The organism is Candidatus Oleimmundimicrobium sp. (assembly GCF_030651595.1).
Lineage (GTDB): Bacteria > Actinomycetota > Aquicultoria > UBA3085 > Oleimmundimicrobiaceae > JAUSCH01.
The window spans coordinates 1-22,728 of sequence record NZ_JAUSCH010000015.1 but is presented as its reverse complement, the minus strand read 5'-3'; the positions used below and the strand labels follow the sequence as shown (position 1 = coordinate 22,728).

The 22,728-nt window shown below is 42.2% G+C and carries 18 protein-coding genes; 17 read left to right on the top strand and 1 reads right to left on the bottom strand.

Annotated features, from left to right (window positions below):
• Positions 1 to 184 (top strand): ATP synthase delta/epsilon chain alpha-helix domain-containing protein (locus tag Q7U95_RS01495; RefSeq protein WP_308751512.1); only part of this gene is annotated, 184 nt, incomplete at its 5' end.
• Positions 185 to 1,074: 890 nt separating this feature from the next.
• Positions 1,075 to 2,352, top strand: a complete 1,278-nt coding sequence (gene murA, locus Q7U95_RS01490) for a UDP-N-acetylglucosamine 1-carboxyvinyltransferase (RefSeq protein WP_308751511.1) — start codon at positions 1,075 to 1,077, stop codon at positions 2,350 to 2,352.
• Here the strand turns inward: murA and Q7U95_RS01485 are convergent.
• Positions 2,349 to 3,455 (bottom strand): DUF3048 domain-containing protein, encoded by a 1,107-nt coding sequence (locus Q7U95_RS01485; protein WP_308751510.1) that lies wholly within the window; start codon positions 3,453 to 3,455, stop codon positions 2,349 to 2,351. The two genes, murA and Q7U95_RS01485, sit on opposite strands and share 4 nt — an antisense overlap.
• A 247-nt stretch (positions 3,456 to 3,702) precedes the next feature.
• Between Q7U95_RS01485 and fabZ the strand changes: the two genes are divergently transcribed.
• The 15 genes from fabZ (at position 3,703) to Q7U95_RS01410 (ending at position 22,488) form a co-directional block, all read left to right on the top strand.
• Positions 3,703 to 4,125, top strand: coding sequence for a 3-hydroxyacyl-ACP dehydratase FabZ (fabZ, locus tag Q7U95_RS01480; RefSeq protein WP_308751509.1), 423 nt, complete (start codon positions 3,703 to 3,705; stop codon positions 4,123 to 4,125).
• A gap of 74 nt (positions 4,126 to 4,199) precedes the next feature.
• A complete protein-coding gene (locus Q7U95_RS01475) occupies positions 4,200 to 5,495 on the top strand; it encodes a nucleotide sugar dehydrogenase (protein ID WP_308751508.1) in 1,296 nt (431 codons plus the stop codon).
• A gap of 15 nt (positions 5,496 to 5,510) precedes the next feature.
• Positions 5,511 to 6,536, top strand: a complete 1,026-nt coding sequence (locus Q7U95_RS01470) for a Gfo/Idh/MocA family oxidoreductase (protein ID WP_308751507.1) — start codon at positions 5,511 to 5,513, stop codon at positions 6,534 to 6,536.
• 2 nt (positions 6,537 to 6,538) lie between these two features.
• Positions 6,539 to 7,285: an acyltransferase gene (locus tag Q7U95_RS01465; RefSeq protein WP_308751506.1), complete on the top strand. Its 747-nt coding sequence runs from the start codon at positions 6,539 to 6,541 to the stop codon at positions 7,283 to 7,285.
• A gap of 167 nt (positions 7,286 to 7,452) precedes the next feature.
• Complete coding sequence (locus Q7U95_RS01460; RefSeq protein ID WP_308751505.1) at positions 7,453 to 8,550, top strand: DegT/DnrJ/EryC1/StrS family aminotransferase; 1,098 nt, start codon at positions 7,453 to 7,455, stop codon at positions 8,548 to 8,550.
• Positions 8,547 to 9,692, top strand: coding sequence for a UDP-N-acetyl glucosamine 2-epimerase (locus Q7U95_RS01455; RefSeq protein ID WP_308751504.1), 1,146 nt, complete (start codon positions 8,547 to 8,549; stop codon positions 9,690 to 9,692). Before Q7U95_RS01460 ends, Q7U95_RS01455 begins: the two co-directional genes overlap by 4 nt.
• Before the next feature lie 238 nt (positions 9,693 to 9,930).
• Positions 9,931 to 10,935, top strand: a complete 1,005-nt coding sequence (locus tag Q7U95_RS01450) for a DUF354 domain-containing protein (RefSeq protein ID WP_308751503.1) — start codon at positions 9,931 to 9,933, stop codon at positions 10,933 to 10,935.
• A 40-nt stretch (positions 10,936 to 10,975) separates the two neighbouring features.
• On the top strand, positions 10,976 to 11,833 hold the full coding sequence (locus Q7U95_RS01445; RefSeq protein ID WP_308751502.1) for a Wzz/FepE/Etk N-terminal domain-containing protein: 858 nt from the start codon (positions 10,976 to 10,978) through the stop codon (positions 11,831 to 11,833).
• 2 nt (positions 11,834 to 11,835) lie between these two features.
• A complete protein-coding gene (locus Q7U95_RS01440) occupies positions 11,836 to 13,305 on the top strand; it encodes an O-antigen ligase family protein (protein ID WP_308751501.1) in 1,470 nt (489 codons plus the stop codon).
• Positions 13,306 to 13,426: 121 nt separating this feature from the next.
• Complete coding sequence (locus tag Q7U95_RS01435; protein ID WP_308751500.1) at positions 13,427 to 14,005, top strand: GerMN domain-containing protein; 579 nt, start codon at positions 13,427 to 13,429, stop codon at positions 14,003 to 14,005.
• A 33-nt stretch (positions 14,006 to 14,038) separates the two neighbouring features.
• Entirely contained in the window at positions 14,039 to 15,700 is a 1,662-nt protein-coding gene (locus tag Q7U95_RS01430) for a cell wall-binding repeat-containing protein (RefSeq protein ID WP_308751499.1), read from the top strand.
• Positions 15,701 to 15,915: 215 nt separating this feature from the next.
• On the top strand, positions 15,916 to 16,938 hold the full coding sequence (locus tag Q7U95_RS01425; RefSeq protein ID WP_308751498.1) for a Gfo/Idh/MocA family oxidoreductase: 1,023 nt from the start codon (positions 15,916 to 15,918) through the stop codon (positions 16,936 to 16,938).
• Positions 16,939 to 17,036: 98 nt separating this feature from the next.
• Positions 17,037 to 17,681, top strand: coding sequence for a sugar transferase (locus tag Q7U95_RS01420; RefSeq protein ID WP_308751497.1), 645 nt, complete (start codon positions 17,037 to 17,039; stop codon positions 17,679 to 17,681).
• 542 nt (positions 17,682 to 18,223) lie between these two features.
• Positions 18,224 to 20,281 (top strand): SpoIID/LytB domain-containing protein, encoded by a 2,058-nt coding sequence (locus tag Q7U95_RS01415; protein ID WP_308751496.1) that lies wholly within the window; start codon positions 18,224 to 18,226, stop codon positions 20,279 to 20,281.
• Positions 20,282 to 20,727: 446 nt separating this feature from the next.
• On the top strand, positions 20,728 to 22,488 hold the full coding sequence (locus Q7U95_RS01410) for a cell wall-binding repeat-containing protein (protein WP_308751495.1): 1,761 nt from the start codon (positions 20,728 to 20,730) through the stop codon (positions 22,486 to 22,488).
• Positions 22,489 to 22,728 lie beyond the last annotated feature (240 nt).

Here is a 22,728-nt window from a genome sequence, read left to right as displayed (position 1 = left end):
AGTTATTATCCTTGCCAATTTCGCGGAGTTTGCTTCTGAAATTGATATCAAAAGGGCAAAAGAAGCAAAAGAGAAGGCTATTAAGGAAATTGCCGAAGCCCAAAAAGAAGGCGAGGATTACTACAAAGCTCAAATTGATTTAGAAAAAGCTGAAAATAGGATACGGATTAGCAAAAGAGTTTAGTTATCTAATTTAAAGTTTTTAAATAAACGTCACAAACCCTTGATTGATTCAAGGGTTTGTTTTTTTCTCGTGATGAGAGGGAATTAAGAATAAGGTGTCATTGCGAGGAAATTAAACTCTCTGTCATATTGCCATATTCCCTGTCATTGCGCCGTGCCCGCCTCTGGCGGGAGGAGCCGTAGGCGACCTGTCCCCGATGCGGGTAACGAAGCAATCTCAAAACCACTCGTCATTGCCTGCTTACCTGAGACTGCCGCGCTTTGCTCGCAGTGACGGTAAAGGGGTAGGCAGTGACGAATAGGATTGTCATTGGAGGAAATTAAATCCTCCGTCATTGCGAGGAGCAATAGCGACGAAGCAATCTCAAACCCACTCGTCATTGCGAACCCTGATAGCGACGAAGCAATCTCAAACCCACTCGTCATTGCGAACCCTGATAGGGGCGAAGCAATCTCAAACCCACTCGTCATTGCGAGGAGCCGTAGGCGACGCGGCAATCTCGGTTTAATTATATTTTTTTGTGGGTCGACCATGCTCATACACTCTCTGTTCTATGCTTCTTGCTCTTCCTGAAAGCTGGCAGCTGAGGGCGGGAGGCTGATTTCCCAATTTTCATTTTCCAATGGAGCGCCTGCCTGAGCCTATGACCCGCTGCGGGTTGGCGGGCAGGTCGCTCGCAGTGACGAATAGGGCGTCACTATGAGAAACAAGGTGACAAAAAATCTCACCACCTCCGTCATTGCGAGGAGCAATAGCGACGAAGCAATCTCTGAGTTATAATTCTAAAATATAAATAAAAAAGCTTCGATGTTTGTCATAAAACCGGTATTTAATGTAATGGCCGGCAAAGGATATACTATACTTATTAAAATTAAGCTTTTAGGAGTTATATGGAAAAGTTTCTTATAAGAGGCGGGAATAAATTAAAAGGCACCGTAAAGATTGGCGGAGCTAAAAATGCTGCCCTTAAACTCATGGCTGCTTCAATATTGAGTGACGATAAAGTTGTTCTCAAGAATGTCCCGAAAATCAAAGATGTTTTTGTTATGGCAAAGGTTCTTGAAGAGCTTGGAATGAAGGTGGATTTAAGCGATTCCGGCCCAACAACCATTACCCCCGCGAGTTCTTTAAGATGTGAAGCGCCATATGAACTGGTAAATCAAATGCGTGCCTCCATAATAGTTTTAGGCCCTTTGCTGGCAAAGGTTGGTAAAGCATATGTGGCATTGCCGGGTGGGTGTAATATTGGCTTGAGAAAGATAGATTTTCATCTGCGTGGTTTGGAGAAGTTAGGAGCTAAAATAAAGGTAAAACGCGGATTTATTGAAGCGGAAGCAAATACTTTAAAGGGAACGGAGATTGATTTCAATTTTCCAAGTGTCGGAGCAACTGAAAATATTTTGATGGCGGCCGTCAAGGCAAAAGGAACGACTGTAATTAAAAATGCCGCAAGGGAGCCGGAAATAACCGACCTCGTTTATTTTTTAAAACAGATGGGGGCAAAAATTGATGGAGCCGGCACAAGCCGTTTGGTTATTAAAGGAGTTGAAAAACTTTGCCCCACAGGAGAATATACGGTTGTTTCCGACAGGATAGAGGCGGGAACATTTATGGTGGCGGCTGCTTTATCTGATGGTGATGTTTTAATTCAAAACGCGCCGCTTAATTTAATGGGTATGATTAAAAGCAAATTAACCGATGCGGGTGTGACAATTAATGAAACCGATGGCGGGCTAAGAGTTTCTCGAAATGGTGAGATTAAACCGTTAGATATTGCTACATTGCCTTATCCCGGATTTCCAACGGATATGCAAGCTCAAATGATGGCATTACTGTCTGTTGCTAACGGAACAAGCATAGTTACGGAAAATGTTTTTGAAAATAGGTTTATGCTTATTGACGAGCTTAATCGAATGGGGGCAAATATTCGTGTTCAAGGCCCTCACGCGATTGTAAAAAGGATTAATGGTCTTATCGGAGCTCCGGTAAAATCCACTGATTTAAGAGGTGGGGCGGCACTGGTTTTGGCCGGATTGGTTGCCAAAGGCGTTACTGAAGTTATTGATATTTCTCATATTGACAGGGGATATGAGAGCTTTGAAATCAAGCTAAAATCCCTTGGTGCTGACATAAGCAGGGTTAGTAAACAAGATTCGCTTAAGATTTAACCTTGAAATTCAGGAAAGTCTACTTTTTTATCAGGAGATATAATTTCAATCCACGTTTGCCCTCGGTTTAACGCAATCTCTTTTTCTGACTGGTCATAAAACTTTATTGTGTTAGATAAACTTTCTCGGGTCCATCTACCTGTAATTACAGTGCCATCTAAAAAAGCATATGCCGGGCCACTTCCCAAAGTGCTTATATCGACACGGCCTATCTTATCGACTACCCGAATTGATGTTATTAAGACTAGAATATTTTTTGCTTCAAGCTGTTTGCCCGAGTTACTGTCTTTATGTTGCATGCCGCCCATAAAGCGCGAGTACGAATTATTTTCTCGATTGTATTCATATTTCACTTTAAATTTTGGAGTAGAGAAATCTATAATCGCGTACGTCTCTTCAGGTCGTTTCTCAAGAGGGGCATCATTTTTAAATTTAAAAGATTCATAACTCACATTAGAAGCAAAATTCTTCTTCTCAGCGCGTTCTCTCAGTCTTTTGGTGGAAGTATAGAGATTGTGCGGCATCTTACGTGAACTTACCCTCCGATAAGCTCCTGAGTTTGCGAATTCATCCAGATCGGCTAAGTGTAATTCTTTAATGGCTAAATAGCCGGTTGGAGAGCCTCCACAATGTGCCAGCATAGCATCATATCCTTTTGCTATCTCAGCGAAATATTTTCTGACGCTTCTCACGGGGCCGATATTATTGCAATTTTTGTGAGTGTAAATGGCTAAAAATCTTGTGATACCACCTTCGGCAACTACCTCATAAACAATGCAGGCATCTTCGAGTCCCGATTGAGGCCGCGCCGCGGGATGGTTCTCAATAATTACGGCAAGCGGTCTAAGATTGGCATTTTCCGGAGCGGTTTCCTGCCCACAAGTAAGACAATAATTTTCAGAGGTGTTTTCTTCGACGACGGAGTCATCTTTTATCTCGATATCTTCATCCACATTTTCTATAATTGGGTTTTCAGATGTTTCCGCAGGCCTTAAACGAAAATAAAGGGTGAATGCTACTGCTCCGGTTAATGTCAAAACAAGTAATGTTATTAAGATTTTTTTCAAGATATTTTCCCGTCCTTTTATATTTTGAAACGGCAATCTTCCCCACCCTTTTTTTTGATGGGTGAAGATTAACCTACATCCCGGCAGTGGCGAGGTTGAAAGTGATGTGGTTTTGCCCTTAACATTTTTAATTTTTCTATATCGTTTTTATATTTTCCTGCCTGCCGGTAGGCACGGCATTTTCATTTTTTATTTTAAAAGATTATAACATAACAATTGAACTTGTCTTAATTTTAAGAAAGGGATAAACTTTTTTCATATGATTGAGAGGGAGGATATTTTTATGTTGGATGTTGATGAAATTAAAAAAATTATTCCTCACAGGCCCCCATTTCTTTTAGTGGATAAGATTTTAGAGCTTGAAGTAGGAAGGCGGGCTGTGGGAATTAAAAATGTTGTCGCAGACGAATTCTACTTTGCCGGCCATTTTCCTGATTATCCTGTTATGCCCGGAGTGTTAATAGTTGAGGCACTGGCTCAGGTTGGAGCGGTCGCTCTTTTAAGCAAAGAGGAGAACAGGGGCAAAATTGCTTTTTTTGCGGGAATAGATAAGGTGAGGTTTAAAAGACAAGTTCGTCCGGGTGACCAATTGAAGCTTGAAACGGAGATTATAAAGACAAAAGGCCTTATTGGTGTTGGACAGGCAAAAGCCACCGTAGATGGAGAATTGGTGGCACAAGGTGAATTAATGTTTGCCATTAAGTAGAGGATAAGTTGGTTAGACAGGATATAGTCTTTATGATAGCATTTGTTCTTTATTAATTTGTTAAAAGGATGACCATGTCTCTTGAAAATGAGATAACTGAGAAAAAAGTGAAGATTGGGATAGTTGGCCTGGGATATGTGGGGCTGCCCCTTGCTGTTGAGATGGCTAAAGTTGATTTTAACGTGGTCGGAATAGATCTTGATTGCCGAAAAGTGGATATGATTTTAAGAGGTGAAAATTATATTCCCGATTTAAACGGGGACATAATTAAAAACCTGGTAAAAAGCGGCCATCTTAAAGCAACTAACGATTTTAAAGTTATTGGCGACTTAGATGTAATAATTATTTGTGTCCCCACACCCCTTAATAAAACAAGGGAGCCGGATACTTCGTATATTCAGGGCAGTATAAATTCAATCTCTCCCTATCTCAAAAAAGGGCAGTTAATTATCCTTGAAAGCACATCTTATCCTGGCACAACGGAAGAAATTATTTTACCTGTGATTAAAAAATATGGTTTAGAAGTCGGCAAAGACATTTATGTTGCGTTTTCTCCCGAGAGGGTGGACCCCGGGAACAAAAAGTACTCAATTAAAAACACTCCAAAGGTTGTTGGGGGCGTTACGAAAGATTGCACCCGTATAGCTTCTTTATTGTATGCTCAGGTTGTGGATCAAGTAGTATCGGTATCTTCACCTAAAACAGCCGAGATGACAAAGCTTTTGGAGAATATATTTCGTTGTGTAAACATAGCTTTGGTGAATGAAATCATGATTTTATGTGACCGTATGAATATAGATGTTTGGGAAGTTGTAAAGGCGGCATCTACCAAGCCATTTGGCTTTATGCCGTTTTATCCCGGCCCGGGGTTAGGTGGGCATTGTATTCCTGTAGACCCTTTTTATCTTTCCTGGAAAGCCAAGGAGTATGATTTTTATACCGAGTTTATTGAGCTTGCCGGCAAGATCAACCAAAATATGCCCTATTATGTTGTCTCAAAAATAGCGGAAGCTTTAAACGATGTTCAAAAAAGTATTAAGGGTTCCAAAATTCTTATTTTGGGGGTTGCCTACAAGAAAGACATTGATGATCTTAGAGAATCCCCGGCTTTAAAGGTTATTGAAATTCTTAGACAGAAGGGCGCACTTGTTTCTTACCATGACCCGTATATAGATAAAATTAGTGTTGGAGACGAATCTTTTTGTTCCCAACCATTAAGCGAAGACATGTTAAGAGAAAATGATTGCGCGGTGGTAATTACCGACCATTCTAATGTGGACTACGAACTTATTGTTAACAAAGCAAATCTTGTTGTCGATACCAGAAATGCTTTGGATGAATTTAGCAGGGGAAATATAGTAAAAATTTAAATTTTGGGAGCTTATATGGGTAAGATTAATGTGGCCGTGGTCGGCTATGGTTATTGGGGTCCAAATCTTGTTAGAAACTTTAGTAGAATATCTAATGTAAATTTAGTGGCTTGTTGTGATTTGGCAGAAGATAATCTGCGGAAAATCAATCAGCTTTATCCGTCAGTTAAGACAACTCGGGACTATGCGGAGATTTTAAATGACATAGATATAGATGCGGTTGTAGTTGCTACGTCTGCGCCTACTCATTATGATTTAGCAAAACAAGCTTTGGAGCATGGCAAGCATGTTTATGTTGAGAAGCCCTTGACGCTCGATAGTGCTACCTCTTCCGAACTGGTTGATTTGGCTGACAAGAAGAATAAGATTTTGATGGTCGGGCATTTACTTGAATATCATTCGGCTGTTCGCAAGGTTAAGTCTTATATTGATTCCGGAGAGATGGGAGAAGTTTATTACTTATATTCTCAGCGTTTAAATTTGGGGAAAGTAAGGCGCGACGAAAATGCTCTTTGGAGCTTAGCTCCTCATGATATATCGGTTATCCTTTATCTTCTTGGGATGGAGCCGGTTGAAGTTACAACTAGAGGTGAATCTTATCTTCGTGATGGAATTGAGGATGTTGTCTTTAGTAGTTTGCATTTTCCCAATGGTGTTATGGCTCATATGCAGGTAAGCTGGCTTGATCCTCACAAAGTTAGGAAGTTAACCATAGTGGGCAGCAAAAAAATGGTTGTCTTTGATGACATGGAAAGCGCTGAAAAAATAAAGATTTATGATAAAGGCGTCGATGGTTTGGAGAGTCAGGATTACAAACCCTACGGAGAGGACTTGACTTTACGTTTCGGGGACATAGTCATTCCCTCAATAAACATGAAGGAACCTCTGCGTACCGAATGTATGCATTTTATTGAGTGCATAATTGAAGGAAAATCCCCCTTGAGTGACGGGCGTGATGGTTTAAGGGTTGTTAAAGTTTTAGAAGCCGCGCAAAAATCTTTGAAAAGTGGCGGTATGCCTGTGAAGATAGGAGATGTTTAAAGTTGGCTAACTGTAGTATTGCCGCGTCGGCTAAGACGGGCTCAAATTTTAAGACGGGTCAAAATGTTGTGATTTATGAGGATGTAAAAATTGGCTCAAATGTAATTTTAGGAAATAATGTCATTATTTATGAGGGAGTTCAAATTGGAGACAATGTAACTATAGCTGACAATGCTGTTTTAGGAAGACAACCAAAACTTGCTCCAACCAGCACGGCTAAAGTTGAGGGCAGGTTGTCTCCTCTTGAGATTGGCTCGGGTTGCAGTATAGGCACGGGTGCAATTATATATGCGGGAACAAAACTTGGTGAAAATGTTACGGTTGCCGATTTGGCCACCATAAGAGAGAAGGTTGTTATCGGTGATTTTGTTGTGGTCGGAAGAGGAGTTGCTATTGAGAACGAGGTTTCCATCGGCGATTATACAAAAATGCAGACTAATTCTTATATTACGGCTTACAGTATTCTTGAAGACCATGTTTTTATAGCCCCGATGGTTACTTTCACGAACGACAATTACATGGGTCGCACTGAAAAGAGACTCAAGGAGATGAAAGGGGCTCATGTAAAGCGAGGGGCGAGAATCGGAGGAAATTCGATTTTGTTGCCCGCGATAGAGGTTGGGGAAGAATCCTTTATCGCGGCGGGTTCGATTGTTACAAAGGATGTTCCGGCATATAAACTTGTGATGGGCATTCCGGCCAGAGTCGTAAGAGATGTGCCGGAGGAAGAATTGTTAAAAAATCAGTAGCGGGTAGCATATGGCATATAGCAAATGGCGATGGAGTATAGAATATGGAGTATGGAAAAACTAGCAAACTATAAATTACCGACTCCCCGCCTGCCTGCGCCTATAATGCCGCTAGGCATTGGCGGGCAGGCCAACTAATAGACTAATGGAACTAAACAGGAGGTTTTATGAGTATCCCACTTTTAGATTTACAAGCTCAATATTGTTCTATAAAAAATGAAATTGATGCGGCAGTAATGGAAGTGATGGGGAGCTGTCGCTTTATTTTGGGAAGTAAGGTTCAGGAATTAGAAGAAAAAGTCGCAGTCTTTTGCGGAGCAAAGTATGGAGTTGGGGTTGCCAACGGGACAGACGCCTTGATTTTGTCACTTGAGGCAATGGGTATAGGGCCGGGAGATGAAGTAATCACTACTCCTTTTACTTTTTTTGCGACCGCTGAATGTATTTCACGGGTAGGGGCAAAACCTGTCTTTGTGGATATTGAACCAAATACATTTAATTTAAACATAGAGTTAATAGAAGAAAAAATTAATGAAAATACCAAGGCCATAATTCCTGTTCACATATTCGGTCAGCCGGTCGATATGGATGCTATTATGACTCTTGCCAAAAAACATAATTTAAAAGTTGTTGAGGATGCATGTCAGGCTATCGGAGCGGAATTTAAGGGAAAAAGAATCGGCGGCCTTGGAGATACGGGCTGTTTTAGTTTCTTCCCCAGCAAGAATTTAGGTTGCGCGGGCGATGGTGGCATGGTTGTTACAAATGATAAAGATTTGGCAGAAAGGATTCGCCTTTTAAGACAGCACGGGAGCCCCAAGAAGTATCATCATACAATTTTGGGCCACAACAGTAGATTGGATGCTCTTCAGGCGGCGATACTTTTGGTGAAGCTAAAATATTTAGATTCCTGGAACGATAAGCGCGGGGAAAATGCTTATATCTACAACGAACTTTTAAAAGATATCGATGTTGTAACTCCCTTTGAGGCAGATAACGTAAAACACATTTATCATCTTTACATTATCCGAACAAAAAAACGCGATGAGCTTGAAAAAGCTCTAAAAGAAGCGGGGATAGGCACGGGCGTTTATTATCCGGTGCCTCTTCATCTCCAGGAAGTTTACGCGGATTTGGGTTATAAGTGGGGGGATTTACCTGAAAGCGATAAAGCTTCCAAAGAAACCATTGCGATTCCCTTATATGCCGAATTGAAAAAGGAACAGATTGAATCCGTAGTAAAAGTCATCAAAAAGGTATTATGATAATGAAGATAGCTTCTATTGTTGGGGCGCGTCCGCAGTTTATTAAAGCGGCTCCCATATCAAAAAAAATAAGAAAAAATCATCATGAAGTTTTAATTCATACTGGTCAACATTATAACAAAGAGATGTCGGCTATCTTTTTTGAGCAGCTGGGCATCCCAAAACCTGATTATAATCTGGGTGTGGGTTCTGCTTCTCAAGGAAAACAGACAGCGGATATGCTTGCTCAAATTGAAGATGTTTTATTATCCGAAAAACCGGATTTAACATTGGTTTACGGTGATACAAATTCTACGCTTGCCGGGGCCCTGGCAGCGGTAAAGCTTCATATTCCTCTGGCTCATGTTGAAGCCGGCTTGCGTTCTTTTGATAAGACGATGCCGGAAGAAGTTAACCGTATCTTGACCGACCACATTTCCGATTATTTGTTTTGTCCCACGCAAACAGCAATAAACAATTTACGAAATGAGGGGTTCAACAATATTATTAACGAGGGAAAGCTCATCAACGAATTTTCTAATTTCCGGCCCATGATCACCAATTATCCATTGGTTTTCAACGTCGGGGATATAATGTATGATACTGCAATTTATTTTGGAAAAATTGCTGAAGATAAGTCGGATATTTTAAATAAGTTGAATTTGGATAAAAAAGAGTATTTATTGGCGACAATTCACAGGGCGGGCAATACAGATAACGTTAAAAATCTTTCGGAGATAGTTAGAGCTTTTTGTGATTGTGAGGAAAAATTGGTTTTTCCCCTTCACCCCAGAACGAAAAAGAGTTTGGATAATTTTGGGCTCCTGTCTGATCTTGAAAATTCGAAAAACGTTGTGTTGATTGATGCCGTTGGTTATTTGGATTTTTTGATGCTTGAGAAAAATGCCAAGAAAATACTGACTGATTCAGGAGGAATACAAAAGGAAGCTTATTTCTTTAAAGTTCCTTGTGTTACCTTGAGAGAAACAACGGAGTGGGTAGAAACAGTGGAAGACGGTTGGAATATATTAGTTGGTAGTAATTATGATAATATTTTGGCGGCGGTGGAAGATTTTTGGCCAAACGGTTCGCAAAGACAGGTTTTTGGGGATGGACAGGCCGCCGAGAAAATAGTTATGATTCTAAGTGAAGGAACAGGGTAAAAGAGGTCCCCAAAACCAGTGATATGGCAACTTCGTCGAATTGTAAATTGAAGATTGCCGTGTCTGCCGGCAGGCAAGCGAAGAGCCACATATTTTTCCTGTCATTGCGAGCCCCGTTTTATTGGGGCGAAGCAATCTCAGGGTTATATTTCAAATATATGAGTGACAAAATATATGTTTAAATAATTTTTTGAATGAATCTTATAGTCAAAATGACGATTTTTGAAAGGCAACAAGAATGAATATATGGATTGACATAACAAATTCTCCTCATGTGGTAATTTTCAAACCAATAATAGAGGAACTAAATAAGAGAGGCCACTCGGTAACAATTACGGCGCGGGAATTTGCTCAAACAGTGCCCATGCTTGAAATGCACAAGATGGATTATACCTTGATTGGTCATCACCGGGGAAAAAGCTTTTTAAAAAAAGCGGTTGGCCTTCTTTCCAGAACAAAGGATTTAATAAAATTCGCCAAAGGCAAAAACTTTGATCTGGCGCTAAGTCACGGCTCAAACGACTTGGCCGTCGCTTCGCTTTTTTTACGGATTCCCCACGTTACGATGTTTGATTATGAGTATGCCAAGGTCGCGCACAATATAAACTTAAGAGTTTCAAAAAAAGCACTCTTTCCCGACTTAATCCCCTTGGATGTTTTACGTCCTTACGGGCTTAAACCGGAAAGAGCTTTTCCGTATCCCGGTTTAAAAGAAGAATATTACCTTTATGGATTTAAGCCAAATAAAGCTGTTTTATCCCAGCTTGGAGTCGATGAAAAGAAGATAATAGTTACATTTAGAACGCCACCGGACGTAGCTCTTTATCATCGGTTTGAGAACCCTCTCTTTGATGACACTTTAAACTATCTGTCTCAACAATCGAATGTCTGCACGGTTATTCTTCCAAGAATGGAAGAACAACGTTTAAGACTCAAAGAACTGAACCTAAATAACATTATAGTTGCAGATAAGGTTGTTGACGCTCAAAGTCTCATATACTTCTCCGATGCGGTAATTAGCGCGGGTGGAACCATCAATCGAGAGGCAGTAGTATTGGGGACTCCGGTTTATACTATTTTTGCCGGAAAGATGGGGGCAATCGACAGCCATCTTATTAAAGTTGGTAAATTGAGAAAATTAATACGTCCTGAAGAGATAGAATTAAAGAAAAAGGATGTTTATCCTGAACTTAATTTGCGTCAGCCCGAAATTTTAGTTGATAAGATATTACATAGGGGTTAGTTTACATGTATATAATTTTGCTTTTTAAGGAGTGATAGATATGTCTTCACAGAATTTTAGCGGTTTTAATCCGAGGGTTTACACGAGTATTTTATGGAGAAGAAAATGGATAATTGCAGTGGTTGTGACATTTGTGTTTGCGGGTGTTTTATGCAGTCGTTTTTCTACTCCTCCTCTTTACGAGAGTAGATCAATTATTGAGATCGGGCACGTTTATGATTCTTTAGACAGGGACAATAAGCGTGTAATCGATTGGTTAACCACAAGGGAGATTGTAACCAGCGACGCCTTTGTTTCCGAGGCCATTAAGAAGCTTGGTTGGGACACGGACTCTGCTTCCTTAAAGAAAATGATTGAGGTGGAAAATCAGGAACAAAATATTATAACAACTATCATTGCGAAATCTGCTTCACCGGAAGATGCGCAGAAGTTGAGTAATGCGCTCGCAGGGCAATTTGTTGAGAAATATAACGAAGTGTATAAGTCTCAAATTGAGCCGGTTGAGCAAGATGTTCAAAACATTAAAGAGACACTCGATGGTGAAAATGTTTTAATTACAAAAACCGAACAAACGATTGAGGACCTCTCCGAAGGGAAATCGGTGGATAAAGAAGCGCAGGAGCTTAAACTCTCTCTTTTAAACAATGCTACTGCTGCTCTTTATATGAGTAGAAAGGATTTGTTGTTAGAAGCTGCTGATCTTAAAAGCATCTTGGCTAAAAGCAGCGGTTTTAAGGTTATTTATCCCGCAACGCTTCCAACCGCTCCAAATCGCCAAAGTTTGCTGGTTTTGTTGGTTACGGCCTTGTTTGTTTCATTTGTTTTAGGTTCAATTCTGGCATTTGCAGTTGATTATTGGCTCAGCTTCCCCGCAGCTGGTGACAAAAAGGGGAAATAAGGATGTCTGTTTCTATTTTAGATAAGCGTTCAACGCCTTTTCGGCAGCTGCCTTTTATAGGGGTTCCATTATCTCTGATGGCTTTTTTATTGGGTATGTTGATTTTTCGGCAACCATCCCTTGTCCTTTTGGGATTGGTTTCTCTCGGTATCTTGGTCCTGATGCTTTCACGTATTGAGGTTGGAATTTATTTTATTTTATTATTTGTGCCGGTGGAGTTAACCCTTGATCTTTTTGCCCCAAGCTCGTTGAAATATCTGGATGAGGCAATTTTGCTGGTGATTTTCTTTGGTTTGCTTCTTAGAATATTTATTACTCGTCGAAAAGATTTTAAATCGACTCCTTTGGATAAGCCCCTCATCGTTTTTTTGTTAATAGCGTTTGTGTCCATTGTTATTAACAAGGTTCCGCTGAGTGTTGGGTTAGCTGGCCTTCGTGCTTTTTTGCAATACGTTCTTTTATATTATGTGATTATTTACTCGGAGATTTCCTTAAGTACCTTGAAAAAAATGGTCTGGCTTTCTGTTGTGGTGGCAGCCGTTCTTTCGGTGGGGGGAGTTATTCAAGAAATTCTGGGGCCCTATGCTTTTGGCGGTTGGTTTATGGGGATAGCCGAAAACAGGGCTTTTCGCGTAGGCAGTATGCTCAGAGTTTTCTCAACGATGGCTAACCCAAATACTTTTGGAACATATCTCTCAATACTTTTGCCTGTGACTTTGGGGCTGGCGCTTTATGAATGCCGCTTAAAGCGTAGGGTAATATTGTTTCTATTTTCTGCTCCCATGATTCTTGCACTAATTTTAACTTTTTCTCGGGAATCTTGGGTGGGTCTTTTGGTGGGAATCGCGGTTGTTGGTGTGCTAATCGATAAACGCGTTTTGATTATTTTATTTGTATTGTTTCTCGTGGCAAGCGTTGCTTTTCCCCAACAGATTGCCGGACGTCTTTTGGAAGGATTTTCTTTAAAGTATTTGATGTCTAGTTACGGTCCTCCTACGGCGATTTTCCATGGTGGGGGAAGGGTTTTTTATTATGTAAACACGATGAAGGTTGTGAAAGATAACTTTCTGTTTGGGGTTGGGCCGGGAAGATACGGCGGCTCAGTAGCCGCAATTTTCAAAACACCTGTTTACAAGAAATATGCTATACCTATGAGCATGGCTCAGATAGATACCTTTTGGATGCAGCTCTGGGGTGAAGTGGGTACCTTGGGGTTGATCGTGTTCTTATTTATGTTGGGTAGGTTTTTTCATGAGGCGCGTCGCATTGTTTTAAATGATGAAACACCTCGTTTTTTAAAGGGATTAACGGCTGGCTTCATGGTTGGATTTGTTGCGGTTTTAATTGAGGCATTGGCCGCGAATATTTTTGAAGTTCATACAACGATGCTTTTCTTTTGGTTTTTCATGGCGGTTGTTGTTCGTTTCGGTAATGAATTAAGATGTAATAAATATAGTGCTAAAGCAATTTGATAATTTTGCCGATTAATATATAATAAAGATAATATTTTTATTTCAGTAAAAACTTTAAATAAAATCCCGCCCAAGAACGGTGGGTTTTGCTTTTTTTAAGTTAAATTACATAGGAGGTAAAATGAATCGCTTTAAATTTCTTGTAATTCTTGTTGTTATAACAGCCGTATGTTTTTTTGTGACAGGTTGCGATAAAGAAGAACCTAAAACAAACGGGGAAAATGAGGTCATTTCTGTTGAAGAAACTGGTTTGGATGAATCCGGGGCTGAATTTGAAACAGATGAAGAAACCACCACTTTGACTGTCTATTTTTCAGACGAACAAGCAATGTATCTTTTACCTGAGACAAAAGAAGTTCCTAAAACAGAAACCCCCGCTCAAGCAGCAATTGAAGAACTAATTAAAGGGCCTGAAGAAGCCGGGCATGTTTCGACAATTCCCGAAGGAACTAAACTTAACGGCATAAAAATCGAGGAAGAAATGGCGTATGTTGATTTCAGCGAGAAATTTAAAGCCAATTATCAACTGGGAAGTGCTGCAGAGATTATGACCATTTACTCGATTGTAAATACGTTAACAGAGTTTCCAACTATTAAGAGAGTAAAGTTTTTAGTTAATGGCGAACCTCTTGAAATCGAGGGAAGTAATTTTGATTTTAAAATTCAAGATTTTTCCCGGAATGCCGATTTAATAAAGTAGAACTAAATAAAAGATAAGGCAGGAGGGTTTAGGTTGAAGCTATATAAACCGGCACTAACAGTAATAACAGCAGCAACGATTTTATTTGTTTTGTGCGCTACTGCTTTTGCTGTTCCGTTAGTTTGTATAGATCCCGGTCATGGAGGTAAAGATCCCGGAGCGAGGAGTCCCGATTTTGCCATAAATCCCTCAACCGGCGAAATAACGTTTATCAGCAACGGAACCATAAACACGGCTGTTGCTGCCGGTTTTTTAAATGGCCGAATAAATCAATTTACAAGTTTGCCAAATAGAATAAATTCAACGACGGGAAATCTTAAGCTCTGGGAGAGCGATGCCAATCTCGACATATCTCTTAAATTAAGGAATTTAATGAAAAATGCGGGATATGGAACTCTTATGACACGCGAAAAAGATGTTTCTCTAACTCTGGGCGATAGGTGTAATATTGCGAACAATGCGAGAGCCGCCATCTTTGTTTCCGTTCACAATAACGCTTTTAAAATACCAACTGTTGGAGGGACCGAAACTTTTTATTATCCGGGGAGTCTTCTCGGCGAACTTCTGGCGAACTGTATTCAGGATGAGTTGATAAAACAAATTTCCACCCGTTACCGCAGGGTTGAATCAACGTACAAATTAAGGGTTTTAAACGGCACCAACATGCCGGCTGTTTTAGTGGAGGGCGCTTTTGTTTCCAATCCCGACGAGGCAAGGCTTCTTCTTTCTCCAACTTTTAGGCAAAAAATGGCTCAGGGAATATTCAATGGCATAGATAAGTATTTTTTAACGGCTCTTCCGCGCATCGCCGGCAATGATAGATACGAGACGGCGGTTTGTGTATCGAAAGAGGGCTGGAATTTGGCATCAACTGTTATTTTAGCAAGAGGGGACGATTTTCCCGATGCTTTGGCCGGGGCGCCTCTGGCTTATAAAAATGATGCTCCCATACTTCTGACTAATTCAACCTTTTTAAATCCTAAAACTAAAGCTGAAATAGGAAGATTGGGAGCTACCAAGGTTATAATATTGGGAGGCAAGGGCGCGATATCGGAGACGGTTAAATCTGAGTTGGAAAGGATAGTCGCTACCGTTGATAGAATTGCCGGAAACAATAGATATGAAACTGCCTCTAAAATTGCAGAAGAAGTCGGCTCGTCCAGCCAGACGGCAATAATTACGAGCGGTCTTAATTTTCCCGATGCTCTCTCAATATCGAGTTATGCCGCCAAAAATCAGATTCCGATTTTGCTCGTTCCTAAAGACGGAGTTACAACGGATGTTGAGTCGATGCTTTCATCACTTAGAATAACCAAGACAATTATCGTGGGCGGAACAAGCGCGGTTTCCCCGGATATTGAGGATTGGCTTATAAAAAACAAATATGATCCCGAAAGGATCAGCGGGGCAAACAGGTTTAAGACATCTGCTTTAATTGCTAAGAAGTATTTTTCCGCTCCGACTTGTGCTTATGTTGCCACGGGAGCGGATTTTCCGGATGCTTTAAGTGGCGCTTGTTTGGCGGCAAAGAAAGATGCCCCGATTGTTTTGGTTGAAAAGGATAGTTTGCCCCCCGATATCTCAAGCTATATTAGTCTTTATGCCTCCAATCTTCAAGATGTATTTTTACTTGGTGGTAACGGTCCGATTTCTGATGACATAGCAAGGCAAATTTGCTCGGTTTTATTACAATAGGGGGTTCAAGTGACGAAGTAATCTCAAACACACTCGTCATTGCGCTTGCCCGCCTCTGGAGGGCTTGCCCGCCGTTGACTGTCTTCAGGCAGGCAGAGAGTCGCATTAACTCTTCCTGTTATCGCGAGGAGCTGTAGGCGACGCGGCAATCTTGGTTTTTGCTTTAAATAGTTTTTGATTGTGTTATAATTCCTTTTAATATTTGAAGGTGAAAAATGATAAAAATTGGTTTAATTGGTTGTGGAACCTGGGGCAGAAATTACATACGAAACTTCGAGCACCTTGATGATGTTAAAATGTATGCTTGTTGCGATTTTGTTGAAAAAAATCTAAAACATTCAAAGAGGGTTCTGCCCACCATTAAAACGTACTGTAATCCCGAAGACTTAATTGCCGATGACGAAATTGACGCCATTATTATAGCAACACCTGCTAAAACTCACTTTGATTTGGCTAAAAAGTGCTTAAATTCAGGGAAACATGTTCTGGTGGAAAAACCGCTAACTTTAACTTCCAAAGAATCAAAAACTCTTATTGAACTTGCAAAGAAGCAAGATAAAATTCTTATGGTTGGCCATATTATGGAGTTTAACCCCGCTGTTGTTAGGCTCAAAGAAATTATTGATTCCCGAGAGCTCGGAAACATCTATTACATGTATCTTAACCGCACAAACCTGGGAAGAATAAGAGAAGATGTAAATGTTATGTGGGATTTAGCTCCCCACGATATATCTATAGTTAATTATTTAATTGGGCAAGAGCCAAAGAGGGTCAGCGCCAAAGGGGAATCTTACATTGTTGAAAGCACCGAGGATGTTGTTTTTCTCTTGATGGAATTTGAGAGTAATATTCTTGCAAGTATTCACGTTAGCTGGTTAGATCCATGCAAATTGCGTAGGACAACCGTAATCGGTGATAAGAAAATGGCTGTTTTTGATGATACGGAAAATGTTGATAAGATAAGAATTTATGATAGAGGAGTTACCTATAATCCTAAAACCGAAAGGGAGTTTGAGGATTTTGGAAGTTTTCAGCTTGCTTATAAATATGGGGATATTCACATACCTCAATTGCAGTTGAGCGAGCCGCTTAAAAATCAATGCACGCATTTTGTTGAGTGTATAAAAACCGGCAACAAACCTAAGACCGATGGTGAAAATGGGCTAAGGGTTGTTGAGGTTTTGGCGGCAGCTCAGAAATCTCTTGAGAATGACGGAGTTTTTGTCGATATAGAATGAAGGGTTTAAAAAACCGGCCATTGGGTTTATTATGTGTTTAAGGAGTAAACTAAAAGGTGCATGGTTATAGTGCGGAAGATATTTATACGGAGGTTTAATTGGATACTTTAGCGGTTTGTCTTGAGCGGAGTTGGGTTGTAAATTTATATCTGGTTACGGAGCGTTTTGTTGATATATTAGGAAGTGCTGTTGGGCTAATGTTGCTCTCTCCCGTAATGCTTTTAGTTAGCTTGGGAATAAAGTTGTCTTCACCGGGTCCCGTGTTTTTCAGACAAAAAAGGGCCGGTATGGATGGAAAATTAATAGATGTTATTAAATTTAGGACAATGTATGTTGATGCTGAAGATGTATTGACTAATCTTACCGAGTATAAAAATCGCGCTGAACCTTTCGTTAAACTTAAAAAAGACCCCAGAGTTTTCCACTTTGGTCAATTAATCAGAAAGACCAGCATTGATGAGATACCGCAGCTTTTAAATATTTTATGGGGCCAAATGAGTTTTGTTGGACCGAGGCCTTTGGTTCCTTGTGAGATGGAGCATTGTAACGGAGTGCAGTTGAAAAGATTATATGTTAAACCTGGTCTTACGGGTTTAGCTCAAATAGAGGGCCGAACAGATATTACATTTGAAAAACTTATGGCTCTCGACCTTGAGTACGTTAAGAACCGTTCACTTTGGATGGATGCAAAGATATTGTTTAAAACCGTTGTGAAGGTTATGCGTCAAGACGGCGCGTATTAAAGCAGTTTCAGATAATTGTCGATAATTTCTTTAGAAAAAATCGTAACCAAAAACTCATTTTGTCGTTTACTTTATTAAAAGATATATATTTCTCGTCATTGCGAGAAGCATTGTTCCGTCATTGCGAGGCGAAGCCCTGTCTGCCGAACAGGCACGGCGAAGCAATCTCGAACTTAATCGTCATTGTGCTTGTCCGCCTCTGGCGGGCCTGCCCGCCAATGCCTGACGGCATCATAGACGTAGGCAGGCGGGAGGAGCGTAAGGTTATTATTCTGTCATTGCGAGGAAGTGGGAATAACCATCTCCGTCATTGCGAGCGAAGCGCGGCAATCTCAAACCCAATCGTCATTGCGAACGGAGTGAAGCAATCTCAAACCCACTTGTCATTGCCTGCCAGTAGGCACGGCGAGGCGAAGCCGAAGCAATCTCGAACCCAATCGTCATTGCGAGCCCTGATAAGGGCGTGGCAATCTCGGTTCTTTAATTTACATTTTACAATTTAAAATTTACAATGGAGTAAAGCGACCTGGAGAGTGATAAACGTGTTTAAGAAATTGGCAGCATTCGTTACAGCACTTACATTGCTTGGAAGTTTGTTTTTTATTGGCTCCCCCTTAGCTTTTGCCCTGAGCCCCACAGATACCATTGTAATTGAGGGACATGGTTGGGGACATGCCGTTGGCATGTGTCAGTATGGGGCCAAAGGAATGGCCGAAGCTGGCTTTACCTATGACCGGATTCTCGCGCACTATTATCAAGGAACGACGCTGGAGGCGGGAAGCGTCCCTGCCACTATCAAAATCGGATTATTAACTAAACAGAGCGAAATTTCTGTTACTGGCACTGGAAATTTTAACATCTATGCTGGTTCTGATATTATTGCCACGGGTTCTGCCGAGCAGGTTTGGAAGGTTCGTCTCTCCGGCACACAATATCAAGTCATAAAACCGGATGAAACACCGCTTGGAACGTATGCTTATCCGATAAAATTTGTTCCGGCCTCCGGCCTCATTAAATTACCACAGAAGACGACCTACAACCGCTTTCGCGGAAGCATGATAGTTCAATCGCTCACCGATGGCCTTGCTGCCATAAACGAGCTTTCATTTGATAAATATCTTTACGGAGTAGTTCCCTCAGAGATGCCCTCGAGCTGGCATCCGGAGGCGCTTAAAGCTCAGGCCTGCGCGGCAAGAAATTACGCGTTTAAAAATATCGGCAAACATGACAATTATGATTTGTGCGCTACCACCCACTGTCAAGTTTATCTAGGGTACGATCACGAGAGAGAAAGTACAAACGCGGCGGTTGATGCCACAGCCGGAAAATTAATTATGAATAGTGATGGGCCAATTACCGCTTACTATCATTCTACCTGCGGTGGCTCAACGGAAAATTCTGAAAATGTATGGTCCACCCCCCGGGATTATTGCAAGGCTGCCACTTGTCCTTATTGCACAGCTTCAAAGTATCGCAATTGGAGCGTGACATATACGGTTTCCGAGATTCAAGCAAAATTGAATGCGAATGATGCTACAAAAGTTCCCGGTACTTTAATCGGGCTTGAGATAACCTCATTGCGGGGCCCAAGAAGGGTGGGCTATGTGAAGATTGTCGGTACTGATGGTGAAGTTGAGGTTTCTGGCAGCAAATTCCAAAGCGTGCTCGGGCTAAGAAGTACCTGGTTTACCATCTCTCGCATTCCGCGTCTCGCCGGCTTAAACCGTTACTCGACGTCATGCGCGATATCCACCAAGGGCTGGGAGACATCTAATGCGGTAGTTATCGCGAGAGGAGATCTCTTTCCCGACGCGCTGGCAGGGGCGGCTTTAGCTTACAAGAATTCATGTCCCATACTGCTTACCGAAAGCGCCACGCTTACCGCTGAGACTGAAGCTGAAATAAAAAGACTGGGTGCGACCAGGGCTATAATTTTGGGAGGCACGGGCGCGATATCTTCAACCGTTGAGCAAAAATTATCCCAACTTGGCTTGAGCGTTACAAGAATATCGGGTGAAGATAGGTATGATACGGCGGCAAAAATTGCTCTTAAGGTTGGTTCTCCCAGCCAGACAGCGATAATTGCAACTGGTGAGAATTTCGCTGATGCGTTGGCTATATCGAGCTATTCTGCCGAAAACCAAAAACCCATACTTCTAACTTTAAAAGATTCCCTTCCAAATGAAACCGATAATGTGCTTTCAAGCTTGGGAATAAAAAGCGTGGTAATAGTAGGGGGAACCGGCGCGGTTTCTCAAACTGTGCAAGACGCGCTCATTGCAATGGGTATAACCGTAACGAGGATAGGGGGCACGGATAGATACGACACAGCTTACAAGATTGCCAATCAATATTTCTCGGCGCCGGTAAATGTTTATATAACCAGAGGAGACCTCTTCCCGGATGCCCTTTCGGCGGCGCCTCTTGCGGCGAAGAATTCAGCTCCGCTTCTTCTGGTTAAACCGGGCGAACTTCCTTTGGGGATAAAGAGCTATCTTGAGGCAAAAAGTGCGTTCATAAGCGGGCCTTATATTATTGGCGGCTCCGGTGCCGTTTCAAGCGCGGTTGACAATGAGATTGCAAACGCCCTGGGCATTTAATCTTCTTCCCTGTCATTGCCTGGTACAGGTCTAACGACGAGGCGAAGCCCTGTCTGCCGAACAGGCACGGCGAGCGAAGCGCGGCAATCTAGACTGCCACACTCCCTTTGGTCGTTCGCAGTGACGGTAAAGGTGTCATTGCGCCTGCCCGCCTTTGGCGGGAGGAACGTAAGGTTATTATTCTGTCATTGCGAGGAAGTGGGAATAACCATCTCCGTCATTGCGAGCGAAGCGCGGCAATCTCAAGATCATCACCACGCCCTTCGGGCTCGTGATGACGAATAGGGTGTCATTGACTGCCTACCGGCAGGCACGGCAATTTAAAATTTACAGTTTTTAAAGGACTTTAGTATATAGAAGAGAAATAAACTCTTTAAGAAGGGAGGGAAATGATATTGATTAAAAATAATCTTGAAAATTTATCCCATTTAAAAGGAGGTGTAAATATGAGAAAAAAAATAGCCATTATACTTACGATTGCCATGTTATTGCCGATGATTGTTATGATAGCGCCGGCTTATGCCGATTACGCGTCATACACAACCCGGCTTTCCGGCGCGACCAGAGTTGAGACGGCTGTCGCGGTTTCTAAAAAACAGCATCCAACCATTGGCGGAGCATCAGCGGTAGTTCTTGCCCGCAAAGACGCGTTTCCGGATGCCTTGGCTGGAGGTGTTCTCGCCGACGCCAAGAGCGCGCCGATTTTATTGACTTCCTCAATTTCACTCGACGCTGCCACCAAAGATGAGATAAACAGGTGTTTAAATTATGCTCCAAAAACGGTTTATATCCTTGGAGGCACGGGAGCTATCTCTGCTGATGTGGAGAGTGAAGTTAAAGCTCTCGATAGCGATTACACGGTAACAAGGATTTCCGGAGCCGACAGGTATGAAACGGCTGTAGAGATTGCCAAAGCGGCCCATGCCGCTCCTACTACTTATCTGATTGCCACCGGGGAGAACTTCCCGGATGCTTTAGCGGCAGCCGCGGCCGGCGCAAAATATGATTTTCCTGTTCTGTTGGTGACTAAAGATTCTATTCCTACTGCTACAAAGGATTTAATTCTTTCCGATGAGGGCAGGGATGTGAAACTTATCATTGTTGGCGGAACCGGCGTTGTTTCAGACACGGTCGTTAGCGAGCTTGCCGGACTTACGAGCGGCACCATTAAGCGCGTTTCCGGAGCCGACAGGTATGCTACGGCGGTTGAGGTGGCCAAGCATGCTGACCTGTGGAATCGCGCTGCTGCTAACATTGCTTCCACGTGGTCTGTGGCAAGAGGCGATGACTTCGCGGACGCTTTGGCGGGAGCTATTTTGGGAAGACCGCTTTTGCTTACCAATACGTCAGACTTTAACGCGACTACCGAGAGTTATCTAAAGACGATTTTCCCGAAAAGTACTGACGTGAGTACGGGCAACGTTTATGTTCTCGGCGGAACAGGAGCAATCATCAATTCTGTAGAGAGGTTGATTGCCATCAGGGTTTCCGGCGAAAACTGGGGAACACCGATAGCTGCGCCCGGCATTTATTCGGTTAACGGAGGAATCGGCGCGACAACTAATTCACCGGCCGGCCCGTCATCGGATACCGCGCCTGACGTTAAAGTCTTGCATGACGCGGTTAAAGCTGCCGGAATCATGACGCTTTACGACGCGACCGGCGCTGACCTTGTTAAGCTTGCGACCATAGCTACTGTGGTGGATGCGGCAAGCACTACCATAACTTCCTTTGCTACCGCTCTCAGCACGGATGGGACTTATGCTCTGAAGGTTAAGATTGTCGATAAATACGGCAATGAGAGCCCCTTGTCAGCCGGCTTTAGCTATACTCTTGATACGACAAAGCCATATCCAACGGGCATAGCTTTAGCAGATGGCAATGGCACATTAGCTAACGATGATAAGATGACCATCACCTTCAATGAGACCATTGACCCGAGTACGGTTCTTGCCGGTGGCATCTCAGACGGAGTGTTTAGCACTCTTGGCACATTTGCCACTGTGGGTAGCAATACGGGCTCATACGCGGCAACTATTGATGCTACCCACAAGATTGTTACGATAACATTAACCATCACTCTCGGCGCAAGTGACACACCGTTTAGCGGTGAATTTACCTTTACATCGGGTATAAATACTATAACCGATGCTGCCGGTAATCTTGTTGTTGATAATGCAACTTGTACGCAAACCGGCATTTGGTAAGAAACGATTAATCGGGTTCTTGATTCTGAAACCCACTCTTCATTGCGCCTGCCCGCCTCTGGCGGGAGGAGCCGTAGACGACCTGCCTGCCGGTAGGCACGGCGCGGCAATCTCTGGGTTATAATTACTTTCATGAGTAAGAAAGCCTATGTTTACATAATGACCAACAAAAGAAACAAGGTTCTTTATACGGGAGTTACAAGTGATTTAATAAAGAGAGTTTATGAGCACAAAGAAAAG

Excerpts from the sequence above, each read along its gene's own strand:
- Q7U95_RS01450 (WP_308751503.1), top strand. The coding sequence starts at position 9,931 with ATGAATATATGGATTGACATAACAAATTCTCCTCATGTGGTAATTTTC.
- Q7U95_RS01440 (WP_308751501.1), top strand. The coding sequence starts at position 11,836 with ATGTCTGTTTCTATTTTAGATAAGCGTTCAACGCCTTTTCGGCAGCTG.
- fabZ (WP_308751509.1), top strand. The coding sequence starts at position 3,703 with ATGTTGGATGTTGATGAAATTAAAAAAATTATTCCTCACAGGCCCCCA.
- Q7U95_RS01425 (WP_308751498.1), top strand. The coding sequence starts at position 15,916 with ATGATAAAAATTGGTTTAATTGGTTGTGGAACCTGGGGCAGAAATTAC.
- Q7U95_RS01460 (WP_308751505.1), top strand. The coding sequence starts at position 7,453 with ATGAGTATCCCACTTTTAGATTTACAAGCTCAATATTGTTCTATAAAA.
- Q7U95_RS01445 (WP_308751502.1), top strand. The coding sequence starts at position 10,976 with ATGTCTTCACAGAATTTTAGCGGTTTTAATCCGAGGGTTTACACGAGT.
- Q7U95_RS01470 (WP_308751507.1), top strand. The coding sequence starts at position 5,511 with ATGGGTAAGATTAATGTGGCCGTGGTCGGCTATGGTTATTGGGGTCCA.
- Q7U95_RS01435 (WP_308751500.1), top strand. The coding sequence starts at position 13,427 with ATGAATCGCTTTAAATTTCTTGTAATTCTTGTTGTTATAACAGCCGTA.
- Q7U95_RS01475 (WP_308751508.1), top strand. The coding sequence starts at position 4,200 with ATGTCTCTTGAAAATGAGATAACTGAGAAAAAAGTGAAGATTGGGATA.
- murA (WP_308751511.1), top strand. The coding sequence starts at position 1,075 with ATGGAAAAGTTTCTTATAAGAGGCGGGAATAAATTAAAAGGCACCGTA.
- Q7U95_RS01455 (WP_308751504.1), top strand. The coding sequence starts at position 8,547 with ATGATAATGAAGATAGCTTCTATTGTTGGGGCGCGTCCGCAGTTTATT.
- Q7U95_RS01410 (WP_308751495.1), top strand. The coding sequence starts at position 20,728 with ATGAGAAAAAAAATAGCCATTATACTTACGATTGCCATGTTATTGCCG.